This window comes from Paenibacillus sp. J22P51, assembly GCF_059692215.1.
Genome location: NZ_JCAUAZ010000011.1, coordinates 1 through 18476, shown reverse-complemented (window position 1 = coordinate 18476; position 18476 = coordinate 1). Strand labels below are relative to the sequence as shown.

Annotated in this window: 16 protein-coding genes; all 16 read left to right on the top strand. The window is 45.1% G+C overall.

Annotation, left to right across the window (positions count from 1 at the left end):
• Positions 1-63: 63 nt before the first annotated feature.
• The 16 genes from AC58QC_RS21310 to nrdF all read left to right on the top strand — a co-directional run bounded on the left by AC58QC_RS21310 (position 64) and on the right by nrdF (position 18130).
• Positions 64-477 (top strand): YugN family protein, encoded by a 414-nt coding sequence (locus tag AC58QC_RS21310; protein ID WP_497417088.1) that lies wholly within the window; start codon positions 64-66, stop codon positions 475-477.
• A 137-nt stretch (positions 478-614) separates the two neighbouring features.
• Entirely contained in the window at positions 615-2210 is a 1596-nt protein-coding gene (locus AC58QC_RS21305; RefSeq protein ID WP_497417087.1) for a S1C family serine protease, read from the top strand.
• Positions 2211-2324: 114 nt separating this feature from the next.
• A complete protein-coding gene (locus tag AC58QC_RS21300; protein ID WP_497417086.1) occupies positions 2325-3014 on the top strand; it encodes a response regulator transcription factor in 690 nt (229 codons plus the stop codon).
• A 1-nt stretch (position 3015) separates the two neighbouring features.
• Complete coding sequence (locus AC58QC_RS21295; protein ID WP_497417085.1) at positions 3016-4509, top strand: sensor histidine kinase; 1494 nt, start codon at positions 3016-3018, stop codon at positions 4507-4509.
• Between the two features lie 46 nt (positions 4510-4555).
• Positions 4556-5512: a 4-hydroxy-3-methylbut-2-enyl diphosphate reductase gene (locus tag AC58QC_RS21290; RefSeq protein WP_497417084.1), complete on the top strand. Its 957-nt coding sequence runs from the start codon at positions 4556-4558 to the stop codon at positions 5510-5512.
• A 60-nt stretch (positions 5513-5572) separates the two neighbouring features.
• On the top strand, positions 5573-6088 hold the full coding sequence (locus AC58QC_RS21285; RefSeq protein WP_497417083.1) for a DUF2062 domain-containing protein: 516 nt from the start codon (positions 5573-5575) through the stop codon (positions 6086-6088).
• A 147-nt stretch (positions 6089-6235) separates the two neighbouring features.
• The gene (aroF, locus tag AC58QC_RS21280) at positions 6236-7279 is read left to right on the top strand and encodes a 3-deoxy-7-phosphoheptulonate synthase (RefSeq protein ID WP_497417082.1); all 1044 of its coding nucleotides are present in this window, start codon (positions 6236-6238) and stop codon (positions 7277-7279) included.
• Positions 7280-7518: 239 nt separating this feature from the next.
• On the top strand, positions 7519-8943 hold the full coding sequence (gene glnA / locus AC58QC_RS21275; protein ID WP_497417081.1) for a type I glutamate--ammonia ligase: 1425 nt from the start codon (positions 7519-7521) through the stop codon (positions 8941-8943).
• A gap of 200 nt (positions 8944-9143) precedes the next feature.
• Positions 9144-9704: an NADPH-dependent FMN reductase gene (locus AC58QC_RS21270; RefSeq protein ID WP_497417080.1), complete on the top strand. Its 561-nt coding sequence runs from the start codon at positions 9144-9146 to the stop codon at positions 9702-9704.
• 126 nt (positions 9705-9830) lie between these two features.
• Positions 9831-11159, top strand: coding sequence for a DUF1800 domain-containing protein (locus AC58QC_RS21265; RefSeq protein WP_497417079.1), 1329 nt, complete (start codon positions 9831-9833; stop codon positions 11157-11159).
• A gap of 11 nt (positions 11160-11170) precedes the next feature.
• Positions 11171-12403, top strand: coding sequence for a DUF1501 domain-containing protein (locus AC58QC_RS21260; protein ID WP_497417078.1), 1233 nt, complete (start codon positions 11171-11173; stop codon positions 12401-12403).
• A gap of 18 nt (positions 12404-12421) precedes the next feature.
• A complete protein-coding gene (gene mug / locus AC58QC_RS21255) occupies positions 12422-12931 on the top strand; it encodes a G/U mismatch-specific DNA glycosylase (RefSeq protein ID WP_497417077.1) in 510 nt (169 codons plus the stop codon).
• 79 nt (positions 12932-13010) lie between these two features.
• Entirely contained in the window at positions 13011-14099 is a 1089-nt protein-coding gene (gene serC, locus AC58QC_RS21250; RefSeq protein ID WP_497417076.1) for a 3-phosphoserine/phosphohydroxythreonine transaminase, read from the top strand.
• A 592-nt stretch (positions 14100-14691) separates the two neighbouring features.
• On the top strand, positions 14692-15051 hold the full coding sequence (nrdI, locus tag AC58QC_RS21245; protein ID WP_056609533.1) for a class Ib ribonucleoside-diphosphate reductase assembly flavoprotein NrdI: 360 nt from the start codon (positions 14692-14694) through the stop codon (positions 15049-15051).
• Entirely contained in the window at positions 15038-17122 is a 2085-nt protein-coding gene (gene nrdE, locus AC58QC_RS21240) for a class 1b ribonucleoside-diphosphate reductase subunit alpha (protein WP_497417075.1), read from the top strand. The genes nrdI and nrdE overlap by 14 nt, the downstream gene beginning before the upstream one ends.
• A gap of 21 nt (positions 17123-17143) precedes the next feature.
• Complete coding sequence (nrdF, locus tag AC58QC_RS21235) at positions 17144-18130, top strand: class 1b ribonucleoside-diphosphate reductase subunit beta (RefSeq protein ID WP_497417074.1); 987 nt, start codon at positions 17144-17146, stop codon at positions 18128-18130.
• Positions 18131-18476 lie beyond the last annotated feature (346 nt).

Here is an 18476-nt window from a genome sequence, read left to right as displayed (position 1 = left end):
TCAATTTGGCACATTCTATGCGTAAGTAAAATAATATGAGCGCTTAAGGAGTGTCCAATCGCAATGAAACCACTAACTTCCTCACTGGAGCAGGTTCAAGAATCATTTGACAAAGTGCGTGCCCAACTAGAACAGTTTGATTTTAATTTGGGCGGAGGCTGGGATTACGACCATGGCTACTTTGATCGTTCTCTGGATGAAGCGAATAAAGTTTGGCTGCGAATTCCTGTTCAAGTGATTACCGGCAGAATTGAAGGCGATGTTGAGGCGACGGATGCCGTCGTCGAGGTAGGTACCCCTTTTGTGCTAAAGCATGTCTATAATGAAGGACTTGATCCTGCGGCTGAAATAGAGACTGCCGGAGCATTGGTTGACCAATTCCAAGCGCCTCTGGATTCTGATGCAGGGATTGAGGATAAATGGGTGAAAGAAGCTGCAAGCGTGCTGCATAAAGTTGAACAAGCTTGGATTCATTAATTTATGTCCTATTTTTACCTCCAATTTATTGTTTTTTAATATTCGCTTAAGGTTGTGAGTGCATGATAGACATATAGAGAACAACGATCCTTCAGAAGAACATGCACTTATAACTTTAATCAATGGAGGTAAGACCCATGGAAGATAACAAAAAAGACTATAGCGACTTTTTCAAGCCGCAGAATAATGATAACAACGAGGATACGAAGCAGGAGCAAGCTCGAGATAACGAGGGGCAAGACCCGAATAAAGAAAGACCTTCCTACTACTATTCATATGGGCCTTACAAATCCGCTTTTAATGAAGAAAGTGAAGGGCAAGCCTTAACCACTTCTTCCTCGGCTTCAGAAGGCACATCGAATGTTGAAGTGACGCCACCTAAGACGCTGCGCCCATTCAGCTTTGGACCAGAGAATGCCACACAAGGTCCAGCAGGTTGGGATCCGAATGCGAAGAAGCGTTCCTCGGTCAAAAGTGTTTTTGCAGCCTTCATGGCAGGCGCATTAGTTGTCAGCGCTCTGATGTTTACAGCGGATAAAACGAACATGTTCTCAGGCAACCAGCCGCTAGCTTCTGGTTCAAGTTCAGCTACAACCTTAGCAAACGGCTCAAACAATAACAGCGGCGAAGTTAAAAATGCAGCCCTGGACGTTGTTCGCCCTGGTAACATCGCGGCGATTGCTCAAAACGCAGGACCTGCGATCGTGAAGGTTGAAGCACTCGTTAAACCGAAGCAATCCAGTCGCAGCGGTGGTGGAAACTCACTTTTTGATGATCCTTTCTTCCGTCAGTTTTTTGGCGATAACGGTGGTGGCCAAACAACGCCTAAGAGTGGTCAAAATGACACAGGCAGCGGTCAACTCCAACCAGCGGGTATGGGAACTGGCTTTATTTTCGAAAAAACAGGTTATATCCTAACGAACGAGCATGTTGTTGACGGTGCGGATGAAATTCAAGTGACCGTAGAAGGCTACGACAAACCTTTTACAGCGAAACTGCAAGGAAGCTCTTATGATTTGGATTTAGCAGTACTTAAAATTGAAGGAACTAAGGATTTCCCGATCCTTCCTCTTGGCAAAGCAGACGACGTTAACGTAGGTGATTGGGTTGTAGCGATCGGAAACCCTTATGGATTCGACCATACGGTAACTGTTGGTGTGCTTAGTGCGAAAGAACGTCCAATTAGTATTCCAGACGAGAAGGGTACTCGCGAATATAAGCACTTATTGCAAACCGATGCTTCCATTAACCCTGGTAACTCAGGGGGCCCTCTGCTTAACTTAAACGGTGAAGTGATTGGGATCAATACGGCTGTAAGCTCTCAAGCGCAAGGGATTGGTTTCGCGATTCCGACAAGCACGATCTCTTCCGTACTAGACAATTTGAAGAACAATGTGACTATTCCAAAAGAACCAGTTCCTTACCTAGGGGTTGGTCTGCAGGATATCGGCAAAGATTGGGTTAGTGAATTGAAGCTTTCTAACACAGACGGCGCTTTGGTTGGCAGTGTTCAACGTAAGAGCCCTGCGTTCCAAGCAGGCTTGCGTCAATATGATGTGATCGTAGATTTGAATGGGACGAAGATCAAAAATTCGCAAGAGTTGATTACGAAGGTTCAAGCAACCAAGGTTGGCGACAAAGTAACGCTAGGCATTATTCGTGATGGTAAGCGAACGGAAGTCCCAGTTACGGTTGGAGATAAAAATACGCTTGCTGGGACACCAGCTCAGTAAGCTGCAAGTTCAATGAAAGGGAAGTAGAGTCCGCGGCCTCAAGCTTGCAGGCTCTGCTTCTTTTTGCTAAGCGGTTATTTTGCTACAATAAAGAAAAGAATGGGGGACGGACATATGAGAGAAAATATTATGGTCATTGACGATGATGAGAAAATTACATCGATGCTTAGACGAGGACTAGCTTTTGAAGGTTATTTGGTTACCACAGCAGCTAATGGCTTAGAGGGTCTCAAGCAAATGCTGGTGACAGAGCCGCAGCTTATTATTTTGGATGTCATGATGCCGCATATCGATGGCTGGGAAGTCGTTCGCCGGATTCGTGAAAGCGGTAGCGAGGTGCCGATCCTCATGCTGACTGCGAAGGATGATATTAGTGATCGCGTGAAAGGTTTGGATTTGGGTGCTGACGATTATTTGGTCAAGCCCTTCGCTTTGGAGGAACTACTGGCTAGAGTGCGTGTATTGCTTCGTCGAAGAACGGAAAGAACTGAACAGATGAACAATCGACTGGGCTTTGAAGACGCCATCCTGGATTTAGATACACGTGAGGTTTTCCGCGGCGAGAAGCTGATCGAATTAACGACGAAAGAGTTTGATTTATTGCATTTATTCATGCAGAATCCAAAGCGGGTTCTGTCGAGGGATATCATTATGGAGAAGATATGGGGCTACGATTACAGTGGCGAGTCCAATGTCCTAGAGGTTTACATAGCGTTATTGCGGCAGAAGACAGAAGAATTTGGTCATAAACGGTTGATTCAAACGGTCCGAGGAGCAGGCTACGTATTGAGAGGGGAAAATTAAGATGTCGCTTCGCCTGCGGCTAACGCTCTGGTATTCAGGCATATTGGCCATCACGATGCTGCTTTTTGGAATTGTTCTCTACTTCTTCTTGAACTATTTCCTTTATGATCAAATTCGGCAAGATGTAAAAAGGGAAGCCGTCAACAGCTCCACACGTATTCAGAAAAGCATCGCTCTTTCTCAGAAGGGGCTGTTTGTCGATCTTGAGTTAGAGAGCAGAGACTTCTACTCAACGAATACCTTTTTACAATTATATAATATAGCCTTGAAAAGTTTTAACCGATCGGCTAATTTGCAATACTATGATCAAACGCTGCCCATTGACCAATCGACAATTGATAAACTACAACGGCAAGTGGATAAGCAGGAAGATGAGGTTGGCTTTTTTGAAAAAACGAAGATCCTCAATCAAGACTTTCTTATTTATCACTTAGGGATCACCTCCGATAATCAAACAAAGCTCATTGGCATTCTGCAATCTGCTGTGCCAATCGGAAGTTATGAGAGAACGGCTGTTACACTGCGATATACGCTCGTAATTTGGGCTATTTTAACCATTATCGTTGCAGCTTCGTTGGGCTGGTTCTTGGCGCGTAAGGCACTTAAGCCAATCGAGCGCGTGATTGATGCGGCGAACCAAATCGAGAGTGGAGACGATCTAGAGAAACGAATACACTATGATGGTCCGTTGGATGAAATAGGACGGCTGACGAATACGATTAATGGCATGCTGTCGCGCATACAGATTACGTATGTGGAACTTGATGAAGCTTACCGCGCACAGCGACGATTCGTATCCGATGCTTCACACGAACTCAGGACACCTCTGACGACGATTCGTGGCAATGTAGATTTGCTGGAGAAAATGTGGAAGCAAACCTCAGGGACGCAAGCCCTGGCAACGCCAGAGCAAGTTCAGATGTCTTTAGAGGCTATGCACGATATTGCCGGTGAGGCTCAGCGAATGAGCAGATTAGTCAATGATTTACTCGCGCTTGCGAGGGCGGATGCGGGTGTACTCATGGAGAAGCAACCGATTGAGTTTATGCCGCTGGTCCTAGAGGTGGTAAGGAGAGCACAGCTGCTCGAACATACGGCGGAGTGGCAAGTAGGCGATTTAGAAGATCTTGAAGATGCGATTGTGCAAGGTAACCGTGATTACCTGCAGCAATTGTTGTTTATCTTTATTGAAAATGCTTTTAAATATACACCTTCAGGGACAGTTACTATTGAGGCAATTCGAAGGAACAGCTTTATTGGCATACGCATATCGGATACCGGCATAGGAATGGATAAAGAGGATATTCCTCATATTTTCGATCGCTTCTATCGCGCTGATTTATCCAGAGGGGTTACGACGGGGACAGGATTGGGTCTTTCTATCGCCAAATGGATCATTGATGAGCATGATGGGTCTGTTGAAGTCACTACACGGAAGGACGAAGGAAGTACCTTTTTAATTTGGCTTCCGGCAAACTTCCCTCATTCTATATAATCAGATATAATTAGAGGAAATACGATGTCTTAGGCAGGTGGAAGAAATGGAAGTTGTTCGAATATCCCCCAGAGGCTACTGTTATGGGGTTGTTGATGCAATGGCGCTTGCCATGCAAACTGCTAAAAATTTAAATCTTCCCAGACCTATATATATTTTAGGCATGATTGTTCATAATGCGCATGTGACGGATTTCTTTAAAGAAGAAGGAGTCATTACGCTGGATGGCGAGAATCGTCTCGAGATTTTGGAGAAAGTGGAAACGGGGACTGTTATTTTTACCGCTCACGGGGTTTCTCCTGAAGTAAGGCGCTTAGCGCGTGACAAAGGATTAACCGTTGTGGATGCTACTTGTCCAGATGTGACGAAGACGCATGATTTGATTCGTGAGAAAGTCGCAGACGGTTATGAGATTATTTATATTGGCAAAAAAGGACACCCAGAGCCAGAAGGCGCTATCGGTGTTGCTCCTGATCATGTGCATCTCATTGAAAAGCTTGAGGAAGCGGAGTTGCTCAATCTGGGGTCCAATCGAATCATTATTACGAATCAAACAACCATGAGTCAATGGGATATTAAGCATATCATGAATCGGTTATTGGATCTCTTCCCAAAAGCTGAAATTCATAATGAAATTTGCTTGGCTACGCAGGTTCGACAAGAAGCTGTCGCGGAGCAAGCGAAGGAAGTTGACCTCGTTATTGTTGTTGGTGATCCGAAAAGCAACAATTCGAACCGCTTAGCACAGGTTTCCCAAGAGATCGCTGGTGTTATGGCGTATCGAATCTCAGATGTCTCCGAATTAAATATTGAATGGTTGGCCAATGTTCGTAAAGTGGGTGTAACCTCAGGGGCTTCCACGCCAACACCGATAACCAAAGAGGTTATTACCTATTTGGAGAACTACGATGCGAAAGATGAAACCAGTTGGGAAATAAAACGTACTATTAATATGAAGAAACTAATTCCCCCTGTTAAATCCAAAGCAGCAAGTAACGTGTAATTCCTGCTTATTCCACTCGACGGGATTGAAACTAGCATGCAAAGTACTCAGAAGGTGAAAATGATGAAACCTCGCTACGATTGGAAAAGTACTAAACGTTGGTTTAGGTACAAATATTTACTTCTTTTACGTGCCAAGGGCGGTCCTTCCAAAGTAGCACGGGGCTTTTCGGTTGGTTTATTCGTTGAAATGTTCACACTGCCGACTGCAGGGTTTGCGTTCGTTCTCATCTTTCCTTTGGTTTATCTGCTGAGAGCGAACCTGCCTGCGGCTTTAATTGGCTTCGTGTTCGGTAAAGTCATCTATATACCTTTTTCCATTCTCAATAAGCAGGTCGGGGAATATCTAGTACCAAAGCACTTTAAGATCTATTTGATCCATCATCTGCCACATCTCCTTTCTAATATCATTAGAAGCGGGCTCGATTTAATTATCGGAGGCATGGTCGTTGGTCTTTTTCTTGGAATCATTGCTTATTTCCCCGTTGTGCTGTTGCTTAAATACCACACGAATCGCCGTAAAGAGAAACGTAGAATACGTAAAGATCAGTTAGCTCCTTCGGAAACAAATGAATAGTGAAATAAATTAGCGCTTGACGAATTCTCGTCAAGCGTTGTATATTTACTTTAGCGGTTAAAAGCGTAGAAGCGAACAAGCGTTGAAGCATGTGAGTGAAATTATAGTCAATTATCCCATAATAAATGAATTAGGAGCGTGGATCACATGATCGCAATTACATCTAACAAAACTTCGAATGAGCGAATTCAGGAAATCGTGCAATTTATTGAAAGTAAAGGGGTTCAAGCGCATGTTTCCAAAGGCGAGGATCGTACGGTAATTGGCATCATTGGTCAAGCGGATCCGAAATTAGCTGAACAGCTTCGCCAAATGTCAGGTGTTGAGCAAGTTGTGAAAATCTCGAAGTCCTATAAGCTAGCTAGCCGTGATTTCCATCCTGCCGATACAGTTATTTCTATTAAAGGTGTTGATATTGGCGGCGAGCAGCTTGTTGTTATGGGTGGCCCTTGTGCGGTAGAAACACCAGAGCAAATCGATGAGATTGCTCGGTTGGTGAAAGCAGCTGGCGGACAGGTGCTGCGCGGCGGTGCTTTTAAACCAAGAACTGGTCCTTACAGCTTCCAAGGTGTTGGCGTTGAAGGCTTGATCATGATGGCTGAGGCAGGTAAGAAGCATGGTCTTCTTACAATTACTGAAGTAATGACGCCAGAATACGTTGATGTATGCGCACAATACGCGGACATTCTCCAAGTGGGTACGCGTAACATGCAAAACTTCGATCTCCTTCGTAAATTAGGAACGATTCAAACACCGGTCTTGCTCAAACGTGGATTTAGCTCTACATATGATGAATTCTTGAATGCAGCTGAGTACATTCTTGCTGGCGGCAACCCGAATGTTATGCTTTGTGAGCGCGGAATCCGTACATTCGAGACTTATACACGAAATACGTTAGATTTATCGGCGATTCCTGTACTTAAACAGTTGAGTCACTTGCCGGTTATCTCAGATCCAAGTCATGGAACAGGCCGCAGAGAGCTTGTAGTCCCAATGACGAAGGCATCAGTCGCAGCTGGAGCAGACGGTTTAATCATCGAAATGCATACAGATCCAGACAATTCAATGACAGGCGATGGCGTACAGTCCTTGTTCCCAGACCAATTTGCTCATTTGCTATCTGATCTTGAGAAACTTGCTCCATTACTTGGCAAGAAGTTCGATACGAAGAAAGAAGCCATTTTGGCGTAATATACGGTTTTCATAGGCATGGAATTTCTCCATATTAGGAGAAATTCCATGCCTGTTTTTGGATACATGGGAAAATTATGTGTGAGTGTAAGAATAGCTTACACATCTTTAAAAAATACCTGACATAAGTATTGACTGTGTTAGAGGAATCGCTATATAATATGTGAAAGAAAACAAGCAAAAGTTGAACATTAATCATGCAAAGTACGTTGAATGTACGGAAATGGGAGGGTTTTTAAATGTCAGTTCAAAATGTGTTGAACCTTATCAAGGAAAAAAATATTGAGTGGGTAGATTTTCGTTTCGTTGGTCTTTCCGGTAAAGCGCAGCATATCTCTTTGCCAGCTACAGAAGTAGATGAAGAAACATTCGTGAATGGCGTTGCTTTTGACGGTTCATCCATCCCAGGATTCCGTGGTATTGAACAATCTGACATGGTAATGATGCCAGATACGGAAACTGCTTATGTGGATCCTTTCACAGCACACCCAACTCTAGTAATTATGAGCAACATCCATACACCTGAAGGCGACCGTTATGACCGTGATCCACGTAGCATCGCTCAGAAGGCTGAAGAATATTTGCAAACTACAGGTGTGGGTACAACTGCATACTTCGCTCCAGAATCCGAATTCTTCATCTTTGATGATGTTCGTTTCGAGAATGGTATGAACAAATCTTACTTCGAAGTTGACTCCGAAGAAGCTGGTTGGAACACAGGCCGTAAAGAAGAAGGCGGTAACCTTGGTTACAAAGTTCCAGTTAAAGGCGGTTACGTTCCAGTAGCTCCAATGGATTCCCAACAAGATATCCGTTCCGAAATGTGTAATAAGCTTGCTGACGCAGGTCTTCGCATCGAGCGTCATCACCACGAAGTAGCGACAGCTGGTCAAGCTGAAATCAACTTCCGTTTTGACACATTGACTAAAACAGCAGACAACCTGCTTAAATACAAGTATATCGTTGCTAACACAGCGAGAGAATATGGTAAAGTTGCAACTTTCATGCCGAAACCACTATTTGGTGACAACGGTAGCGGAATGCACGTTCATATGTCCATTTTCAATGAAGGTAACCCTTTGTTCTACGAAAAAGGCGCATATGCTAACCTTTCCGAAATGGCTATTAACTATATCGGTGGTATCCTGTATCACGCTCCAGCGTTGATCGCGATCACGAACCCAAGTACAAACTCCTTCAAACGTCTAGTTCCTGGTTACGAAGCTCCGGTAAACCTTGTATTCTCCAAAGGTAACCGTTCCGCAGCAGTTCGTATTCCAATCGCAGCTGTGACACCTAAAGGTTGTCGTATTGAGTTCCGTACGCCTGACAGCACAGCTAACCCATATCTTGCTTTCGCAGCAATGTTGATGGCTGGTCTTGACGGTATCAAGAAGAAAATCGATCCACGTGCTCTTGGATACGGTCCTTTCGATACAAACATCTATGAAATGTCCGATGCTGAGAAAGCTGAAATCCGCAGCGTTCCTGGTTCATTAGACGAAGCTTTGGATGCTCTTGCAGCTGATTCCGACTTCTTGCTTGAAGGCGGCGTATTCACACAAGATTTCATCGATAACTACATCGACTTGAAACGTGGCGAAGCGAAACAAGTTGCAATCCGTATTCACCCACACGAGTATAACCTATACTTCGATTGCTAATCTTTAGCACTTATTCGATATCATCATAGGAACTGCCCCTTCATAGGACGCTATGGAGGAGCAGTTTTCTTTTTGCATTAAATTATAATAATTATTGTTTTATAATAAATATTGTTTTATAATAAATGTAAATAATGGTATGCAAAGCTGAAATCTCAAGTATTTTGTTCGTAAGTTTATTGGCAAAGGAAGGATGAAAGATGATGAAAATTACGATTGTAGCAGGAAGCAACCATGGCGCTGCAACAAGCACACGACTTGCTGCATATATTCAGCATTTGGCAATGCAGGAACAACAAGACGTAACGCTGTTCGACTTGTATCGAACGCCGTTACCGTTCTATACACCTGATGATGAGGGGGATAATCACGAAGCACTGGGAGCATTTAAACAAGCGATGCTGTCCGCTGATGCGATTGTATTGGCAACACCTGAGTATCACAGCGGAATGTCGGGAGTATTGAAGAATGCGCTCGATCATATTGGGCAGGATCATTTCAAGAATAAAGCTGTGCTATCCATCAGCTCTTCCGGTGGGGCGGTTGCTGTCAGCTCGCTGACACAGATGCAGACGACGGTCCGCAATCTGCACGGCATTAACTGCCCGGAATGGATTTCAATTGGAGGCGATCAACGCAAGAGTTTCCGCGGAGATGTTGGCTTCGAAGACATTCACCCGGATGTGGACAAGCGAGTTAAACGTGTTGTGGGATCCTTCTTACAGCTCGCCGAACAGCTTTCGGGACGAACGCATGGGTAAACGGCAGTAGCTAAAGGGCGGAAGCATGAAAGGACCAAGTCACCTGACTTGGTTTTTTTGCGGTTCTACACACTTTTGACACATTTATATGGTACAGTATGGGGAAAAATGAACGGTGGGGAGATCATGGGAGTCCAGTGGACGAACAAGGAAGTTATTCATCTTTTAATGCGCGCAGGCTTTGGTTCAACGAATGAGGAAGTTGCAGCTTGCTTGGCCCTAGGAAGAGAGGAAACGGTTCGACGCTTAGTTAGCGGTGAAAATTTGATCGAGAAGGCCCCGAAGCTCGCCTCCTTTGATCAATTCCACGCGGATGGGAAGAAAGCCTTGGACCCACTCTTATTAGCGGATCAGCAGATGTACTGGCTCTATCGAATGGTGAACTCACCAACGCCGCTTATCGAGAAGATGACGCTGTTTTGGCATGGGCATTTTGCGACGGCGAATTATAAGGTAAAGGATGCGGCGCTCATGGTGGGGCAAAATGAACTTTTTCGTACATATGCCCTAGGCAATTTCAAAGAGCTGCTAACCAAAATCGGCAAAGATCCTGCCATGATGATCTGGCTGGATGTGAATCAGAATAAGAAGGGTAAGCCGAATGAGAATTATGCCCGTGAGGTGATGGAGCTATTCACGCTTGGCATCGGTCACTATACCGAAATGGATGTGAAGGAGTCAGCGCGGGCTTTCACAGGCTGGGCGTACAATAAGAATGAACATAAGGTCAATTATAATGCCAAACAGCACGATAACGACGCGAAAACGTTGCTGGGGGAAAGCGGCAAGCTAGACGCAGACGATGTGATTGATATTTTATTTCATCAAAAAGCATTGCCAACTTTTCTGGCAGAGAAGCTGTTGAAATATTTTGCAACCGATACGCCATCGGAAAGTTGGGTTCAGACCCTAGCGGGGCTCATCACGCAGAAGCGTACAGTGGGAGAAGTGCTTCAAGAGCTTTTCTTATCCGATGAATTCTACGCGGAGAAATATAGGATGTCACTCATTAAGACACCAGCAGATTATGTAGCGGGTATTCTGAAATGCTGCAATCTCTCTGTCGCCAAGGGGCATGCACAAGCGATGCGGAAGATGGGGCAGGAACTATTCGTCCCGCCTGATGTTGCGGGCTGGCGAGGAGGCGCCTCATGGCTCACAACCAACTGTTTGTTGGCGAGGTATCAATTTGCTGAGAGCATAGCGAAGCAAATGAACGGACAACTTCTAGCCTCCGCTGAGTTCAAACCCGATCAAGCGGAGTCTCCCTTGGCATGGGCGAAGTTCTTCGCACAGCTCATGGGCATAACGGACTTATCGGAGCAAACACAGATGAGCTTGAGCGCTTATGCAGACGACACCATTGTACATACGAATCAGAAGAAACAGAAAACGACAGGCTTGCGCGGCTTATTGCAGCTCGTATTGATTAGTCCTGAAGCTCAGATGAAGTAGGGGGGAACCAGGTGAAATTAACGAGAAGAGATTTTCTGATTAAAGGTACGGCGTTATTCGCAACCCTTGGGCTTGGTGGTGCGCTTTTCACAAATACGGGTAAATCACTTTGGGCTGGGAGCTCAGAATCAGACGTGGATGACCCGGTGCTGGTGGTTGTGCAATTAAGCGGCGGCAATGACGGTATCAATACATTAATCCCTTACGGACAGGGCATTTACTATGATTCGCGGCCCACGCTTGCTTACCAGGAGAAGGAAATACTGGCGCTCGATCAGCATGTTGGCTTACATCCGAGTCTTACAGGATTGGCAGCATTGTATAAGTTAGGCAAAATGGCTATTATACAAGGAGTTGGATATCCGGAGCCTAATCGTTCTCACTTTCGATCCATGGAAATCTGGCAAACAGCAGAGCCTGCGAAAATGAGCCGCAGCGGCTGGCTGGCAAGGTACGCGGAATCTTCCTTGCAGAGTAATCCTAATCCACTAAAAGTGATTCAAATTGGCGGTTCAGGCAGCAAAGCCTTCGCCTCAGATAAATCAAGCTTTCCAGTGATTCAATCCCTCGAGTCCTACCATGTTTTTGATCCCAAGACGGCATTGATGGACAAAAATAGAATTACCAAAGCTTTCTTGGATATGTATGGCGCATCGAATAGTCTGGATCAACTGCGAGTTGCCTCGGTTAGAGGCTCAGAAGCATACAAGAGTGTCGAAGCGATCCAATCGCTTGCCGCCACCTATACGAAGAAAATAGATTACCCGAATACGAATTTTGCAAGGGACTTGCAGCTCGTAACGAAGCTGTTAGCAGGAAAGTCGGGCACGCGACTCTTCAATGTTGAAGTGGGTGGATTTGATGATCATGCCGATGAGAAGCTGCAGCATGCGCAAATGCTGACGCAGGTCGATGAAGGACTGACTGCGTTCTACCAGGATTTGCAGGCACAAGGGCTGCAGGATCGGGTTGCCATCATGGTGTTCTCCGAGTTCGGACGTCGCGCTAAGGAGAATGGAAGCGGAGGCACAGACCACGGAACCGCTGCCCCGATGTTCGTCATTGGCGGCAAGGTGAAAGGCGGACTGTATGGAACCTACCCGAGTTTAAGTAACTTGGACAACGATGATTTGAAATATGAGGTGGATTTCCGTTCTGTGTATCATACGTTAATTGATTCATGGTTAAAAGGTGATTCAGCGACAGTGCTAGGTAAAGCATATGAGAATTTAAAGTTTATTTAAATAGATAGAGGTGCACTATTGGAGCTAGCGGAAATTTCAGATCATATTGCGGTCAATTTGCAAGTTCTCTTCGTTGGATATAACCCTAGTATCCGATCGGGGGAGACCGGACATCATTATGCGAATCCGAGTAATCGATTTTATCGCATTCTGCTGCAGGCGGGTTTAACACCCCGGCTCTACAAGCCGCAAGAAGATGGCGATCTGCTTCAAATCGGCTACGGCTTCACGAATATCGTGTCACGCCCCTCACTGACAGCAGCGGAAATCACCGCAGAAGAGTACCGTGAGGGCAGACGCATTTTAAAAGAGAAAATTGAGACCTACCGACCTAAGGTTGTTTGCTTCGTAGGTAAGGGCGTTTACGAGCAGTATAGCGGCCGCAGAGGCATTGCGTGGGGGGAACAACCGAGTCCGATGGTAGACGGCGTTATTGATTATGTATGCCCGTCTTCCAGTGGACTTGTGCGGATGAAGCTGGAGGAAATGGTTGCGATTTACAGTGGTATTCTAGCTGCTCTTGTATAGCTTGTTTGAGGTTTTACTTGATGCTTGAACAGAATATTGCTATCATAGCCATAATACAAAAGCAAAGGTGTGGTCACTCATGGGAAACAGGGCCTTTAACTTTAACGCAGGGCCTGCGGCGTTACCGCTCGAAGTACTTCAAAGAGCGCAAGAGGAGTTTGTTGATTTTAAGGGTATCGGCATGTCCATCATGGAAATTTCTCACCGTAGTGCGGAATATGAGCAAGTACATAATGAAACGCAAGAATTGTTGAAGCGTATTTTTGGCATTCCGGCAGGATACCAAATTCTCTTCTTGCAAGGTGGGGCAAGCTCCCAGTTTGCAATGATTCCAATGAATTTCTTGAAACCTGGTAAAGTTGGCAGTTACGTACTTACTGGCGCATGGGCTGAGAAGGCTGTGCAAGAGGCTGCTCTATTTGGCGAAGTGTCGATTGCAGCTAGCTCTAAGGAACAGAAATTCATGAAAATCCCGGATTTGAGTGAAATTAACATTCACCCGAATTCCGCTTATCTGCATGTGACTTCCAACGAAACGATTGAAGGGGCGCAGTTCCAAAGCTACCCGGATACAGGGAATGTCCCTTTGATTGCCGATATGTCCAGCGATATCCTGAGCCGCCCGGTCGATGTGTCGAAGTTCAGCATGATCTATGCGGGTGCACAGAAGAATCTTGGACCGTCTGGTGTGACGGTTGCCATTATCAAAGAAGATTTGCTGCAGGATCTGCCGAAAACAATTCCGACCATGCTGCGCTACGAAACGCATAGCAAAAACAACTCCCTATATAATACGCCACCGGCTTATTCCATTTATATGGTGAATCTGGTACTGAAATGGATCGAAGAGCAAGGCGGATTAACGGTGATTGAGAAGAATAATGTAGAAAAAGCGGGCCTCATTTATAGCGCTATTGATAGCAGCAATGGTTTCTTCCGTGGACCAGTAGATCTAGGCAGCCGTTCTACAATGAATATTACGTTCCGCTTGCAAGATGAAGAGCTGGAGAAGAAGTTCATTAAAGAAACAGAACAGCAAGGCTTTGTTGGACTCAAAGGTCACCGAAGTGTGGGTGGTTTACGTGCTTCTACTTATAACGCGGTACCTAACGCTTCATGTAAAGCGCTCGCTGATTTCATGACGGACTTCCAACAACGCAACAGTTAATCAAAAATAAATTAAGCTATTCATGGCACCCTCGTGTGCGCGTGAATAGCTTTTTTTTGTTGGAGGCATGAGTTATCGTTCGAAGGGATTGAAGGTCTGTAGAAGGTCTCTGAGAAGGTTTAAAGACGTTTTTTGAGAGAGGAGTAGAAACTAGATATAGTGGGTGATTAAGGTCCTAGTCATTTCGACATTTCCGAAAAAATCAAGTAAAAATTGAAAATATTTTTTCTAAACCCATCGAGCCACGCCCCGTCTAGGATTAGGTGTTTTGGAAATGTAAATAGGTCGTTTTGCTCGTTGACAAACACAATATATTGATATAAATTTGAATCTATCAACTAGATGTCGTGATAAAAAGCGAATTGCGAGATTGCTAAACGAAGGCTCAAACCGAGCCGTAAATCAAGTGAAACCGCAGGTTTAGAGCTTTTTTGACCGCTAACGGAGTAGGTAAGAAAACGCAGATTCTGTCGATTAAGGTTAAGCTGCACCACGTATGACAGACGATAGAATTTGAATGTTCACTACATATAGGTTACCCGCAAGTGAAGGCACAAGAAGAGAGAATTGAGAATGATAGGAGACGGAAGCTATGTTGATTGCTTACGATTCGAAGACTGGAAATGTTCGCCGTTTTATTGCGAAGCTCCAGATGCCCGCGGTTCAAATAGAGGAAGCGATGACGATGGACGAGCCTTTCGTGCTCGTGACATATACAACTGGTTTTGGCCAAATTCCTCCCAAGGTAGCTTCTTTCCTAGAAAGCAATTCCTCTCGTCTTCAAGGCGTAGCAGCTAGCGGTAATCGCAACTGGGGAGACGGCTTCGCCAAAAGCGCAGATACAATCTCAGCGCTTTACGATGTTCCCGTATTAACCAAATTTGAATTATCAGGCACCAAAAATGATGTAGAACGATTTGTTCAGGGGGTACAGGCAATTGCGGCACATTGAACTTAATAATGAATTAATGCAACGCGGTACGGATGGTTTTTTTCAATTAGAGAAGGATAAAGAAGCTGTTGAAGTGTTCATGAAGGAAGTCCACAGCAGAAGCCTCACATTCCCCGATACCTCTTCGAAGGTTCGTTATATGATCGACAATAACTTCTACGAAAACGTTTATGACAAATACACCGAAGCTGAAGTTGACAGCGTGTATCAAGTGGCACATGACAATAAATTCGAGTTCGCATCGTATATGGCAGCTTCGAAATTTTATACAGATTACGCTTTACGCAGTGATGATAAGACGTTATACCTGGAGCATTTCGCTGATCGCGTAGCGATTGTGGCCCTGTACTTGGGGCGCGGAAACGCGGAGACAGCACGAGTGCTTGCCGTATCCATGATGGAGCAGCGCTTGCAGCCAGCGACACCGACATTCCTGAACGCAGGCAAGAGTCGTCGTGGTGAATTGGTATCTTGCTTCTTATTAGAAATGGATGATTCCTTAAATTCCATCAACTATGTGTTGGCTACATGCATGCAGCTTTCCAAAATTGGCGGCGGTGTAGCCGTGAATTTATCGAAGCTTCGTGGGCGCGGTGAAACGATTAAAGGCGTTGAGGGCGCAGCCAAAGGTATTATTCCAGTCCTTAAGCTTATGGAGGATGCGTTCTCCTATGCGGATCAAATGGGTCAACGCAAGGGCTCAGGCGCGGCGTATTACAACATTTTTGGCTGGGACGTATTGGAATTCCTAGATAGCAAGAAAATTAATGCGGATGAGAAATCCCGTTTAAAAACTCTCTCAATTGGACTTATTGTTCCGAATAAGTTTTATAAGCTGGCGGAGGAGAATAAGCCTCTACATGTTTTCGCGCCATACACTGTTCTCCAAGCCTATGGCAAGCATTTGGATGATCTTGATTTGGATGAAATGTACGATGAACTCTTAGCGAACCCAAAGGTAAAGAAGAAAGCTGTCATGAATGCACGTGATATGCTGACCAAAATTGCGACTACTCAACTGGAATCCGGTTATCCATATATCATGAACCGCACGAATGCGAATAAGGATCATGCCCTGAAGGGGATCGGGACGATCAAGATGTCCAATCTCTGTACGGAAATTTTCCAACTGCAGGAAACATCCGAAATTAATGATTATGGTCAAGAAGATGTCATTCTTCGGGATATCAGCTGTAACCTAGCTTCCATGAACATTGCGAATGTGATGGATCGTAAAAAGCTGCGCGAAACCGTTCACGAAGGCATGATCGCGTTAACTTCAGTGAGTGATATGACGACGATTCACAATGCGCCTGGTGTCGCCAAAGCGAACCGTGAGCTGCATTCTGTCGGCCTAGGTGTCATGAACCTGCACGGCTATTTATCGAAGAACAAAATTGCTTATGAAAGTGCCGAGGCTAAGGATTTCGTTCGTACCTTCTTCGCTGCGATGAATTTCTATTCCATTGAGAAAAGTATGGAGATTGCCAAAGAATCCGGTCAAACCTTCGAAGGCTTCGAGCTGTCCGAGTATGCGAATGGGAATTATTTTACCCGTTATACAGAAATCGATTACCGTCCGCTGTCGGAAAAAGTGAAAGCTTTATTCGATGGCATGCCAATCCCGTCTCCAAGCGACTGGAAAGCTTTGCAAGCGGATGTACAGAAGCACGGACTGTATCATGCCTACCGTTTGGCTGTAGCGCCAACACAAAGCATCTCGTATATTCAAAATTCAACATCGAGCGTCATGCCGATTGTGGAACCGATTGAGACACGGACGTATGCGAACTCAACAACGTATTATCCGATGCCATTCATGGCGCGTGACAATTTCTTCTACTATAAATCCGCTTATCAAATGGATCAGTTCAAGATTCTTGACCTTATTTCGGAGATTCAAACGCATGTGGATCAAGGGATCTCGACGATTTTACACGTAAACAGTGATGTTTCAACAAGACAACTTGCTAGATTATACCTGTATGCGGCACACAAAGGACTTAAATCGCTCTACTACACACGAACCAATCAGCTATCCGTTGAGGAATGTGTAAGCTGCTCAGTATAATTAGGAAGGGGATTACCATTTATGACAAGTGCACCAACCATCAATAAACCTATCGTCAAAAAAGCGGTGAATTGGAACCGGCCTGATGATGATTTTACGATAACGTTCTGGAATCAAAATATTATGCAATTCTGGACAGATGAAGAAATTCCATTGTCTGATGATAAAATGTCCTGGATTACACTAAGTAACGTTGAGCGTGAGCTATATATGAAGGTGCTTGGCGGTCTGACTTTGCTTGATACGATGCAAGGCGGCATTGGAATGCCGAAGATTCTCGAGCATGTCGATGGGCTGCAGCGCAAAGCAGTGCTCAGCTTCATGGGAATGATGGAGCAGATCCATGCGAAGTCTTACAGCTCGATATTCACAACGCTGTCTACGACAGAAGAGATTAACGAGTTGTTCCAATGGGTGGAGCGTAATCCACACTTGCAGTTTAAGGCGAATAAGATTTCACATTACTATGAGAATATTACAACGACCAAAGAGCTGTATCTAGCGATGGCTGCGTCTGTGCTGCTTGAAAGCTATTTGTTCTATAGCGGTTTCTATTATCCGCTGTATTTGGCTGGCCAAGGTAAAATGACGAGCAGCGGCGAGATCATTGACTTGATTCTTCGTGATGAGAGCATCCACGGGCTGTACATAGGCGTGCTTGCACAAGAGGTTTATGCGGAGCTAAGCCCTGCCGAGCAGGATGAAGCGTATGCGACACTTTGTGCGTTGTTGAAAGAGCTTCATGCGAATGAAGAAGGCTATACAGATAGTCTGTACGGACCGCTGGGTCTGGCGGACGAAGTGAAAGCATTCCTGCGCTACAACGCGAATAAAGCGTTTATGAATTTGGGTGTTGAACCGATGTTCCCGGAAGAGGACATCAACCCGATTGTTCTGAATGGACTGAGCACGAAGACGAAGCAGCATGACTTTTTCTCCAAAAAAGGGAACGGTTATGTACGCACGATTCACGTTGAGGCTTTGACGGATGATGATTTTGTATTCTAAGTTGTGAAACATAGAGATGAAGAAATGAACCACTCAGCGGCTGCTGGGTGGTTTGTTTGTGTGTGCGCTCGGCCAATGGGGCTCTATGGAGACCTCTAAGTCGAAAAAATCGATTTAATCCGGCCAATCGTGCTCGATGGAGACATCTAAGTCGAAAAAATCGACTTAATCCGGCCAATCGGGCTCGATGGAGTCCTCTAAGTCGAAAAAATCGATTTAATCCGGCCAATCGGGCTCCATGGAGTCCTCTAAGTCGAAAAAATCGACTTAATCCGGCCAATCGAGCTCGATGGAGACCTCTAAGTCGAAAAAATCGACTTAATCCGGCCAATGGGGCTCGATGGAG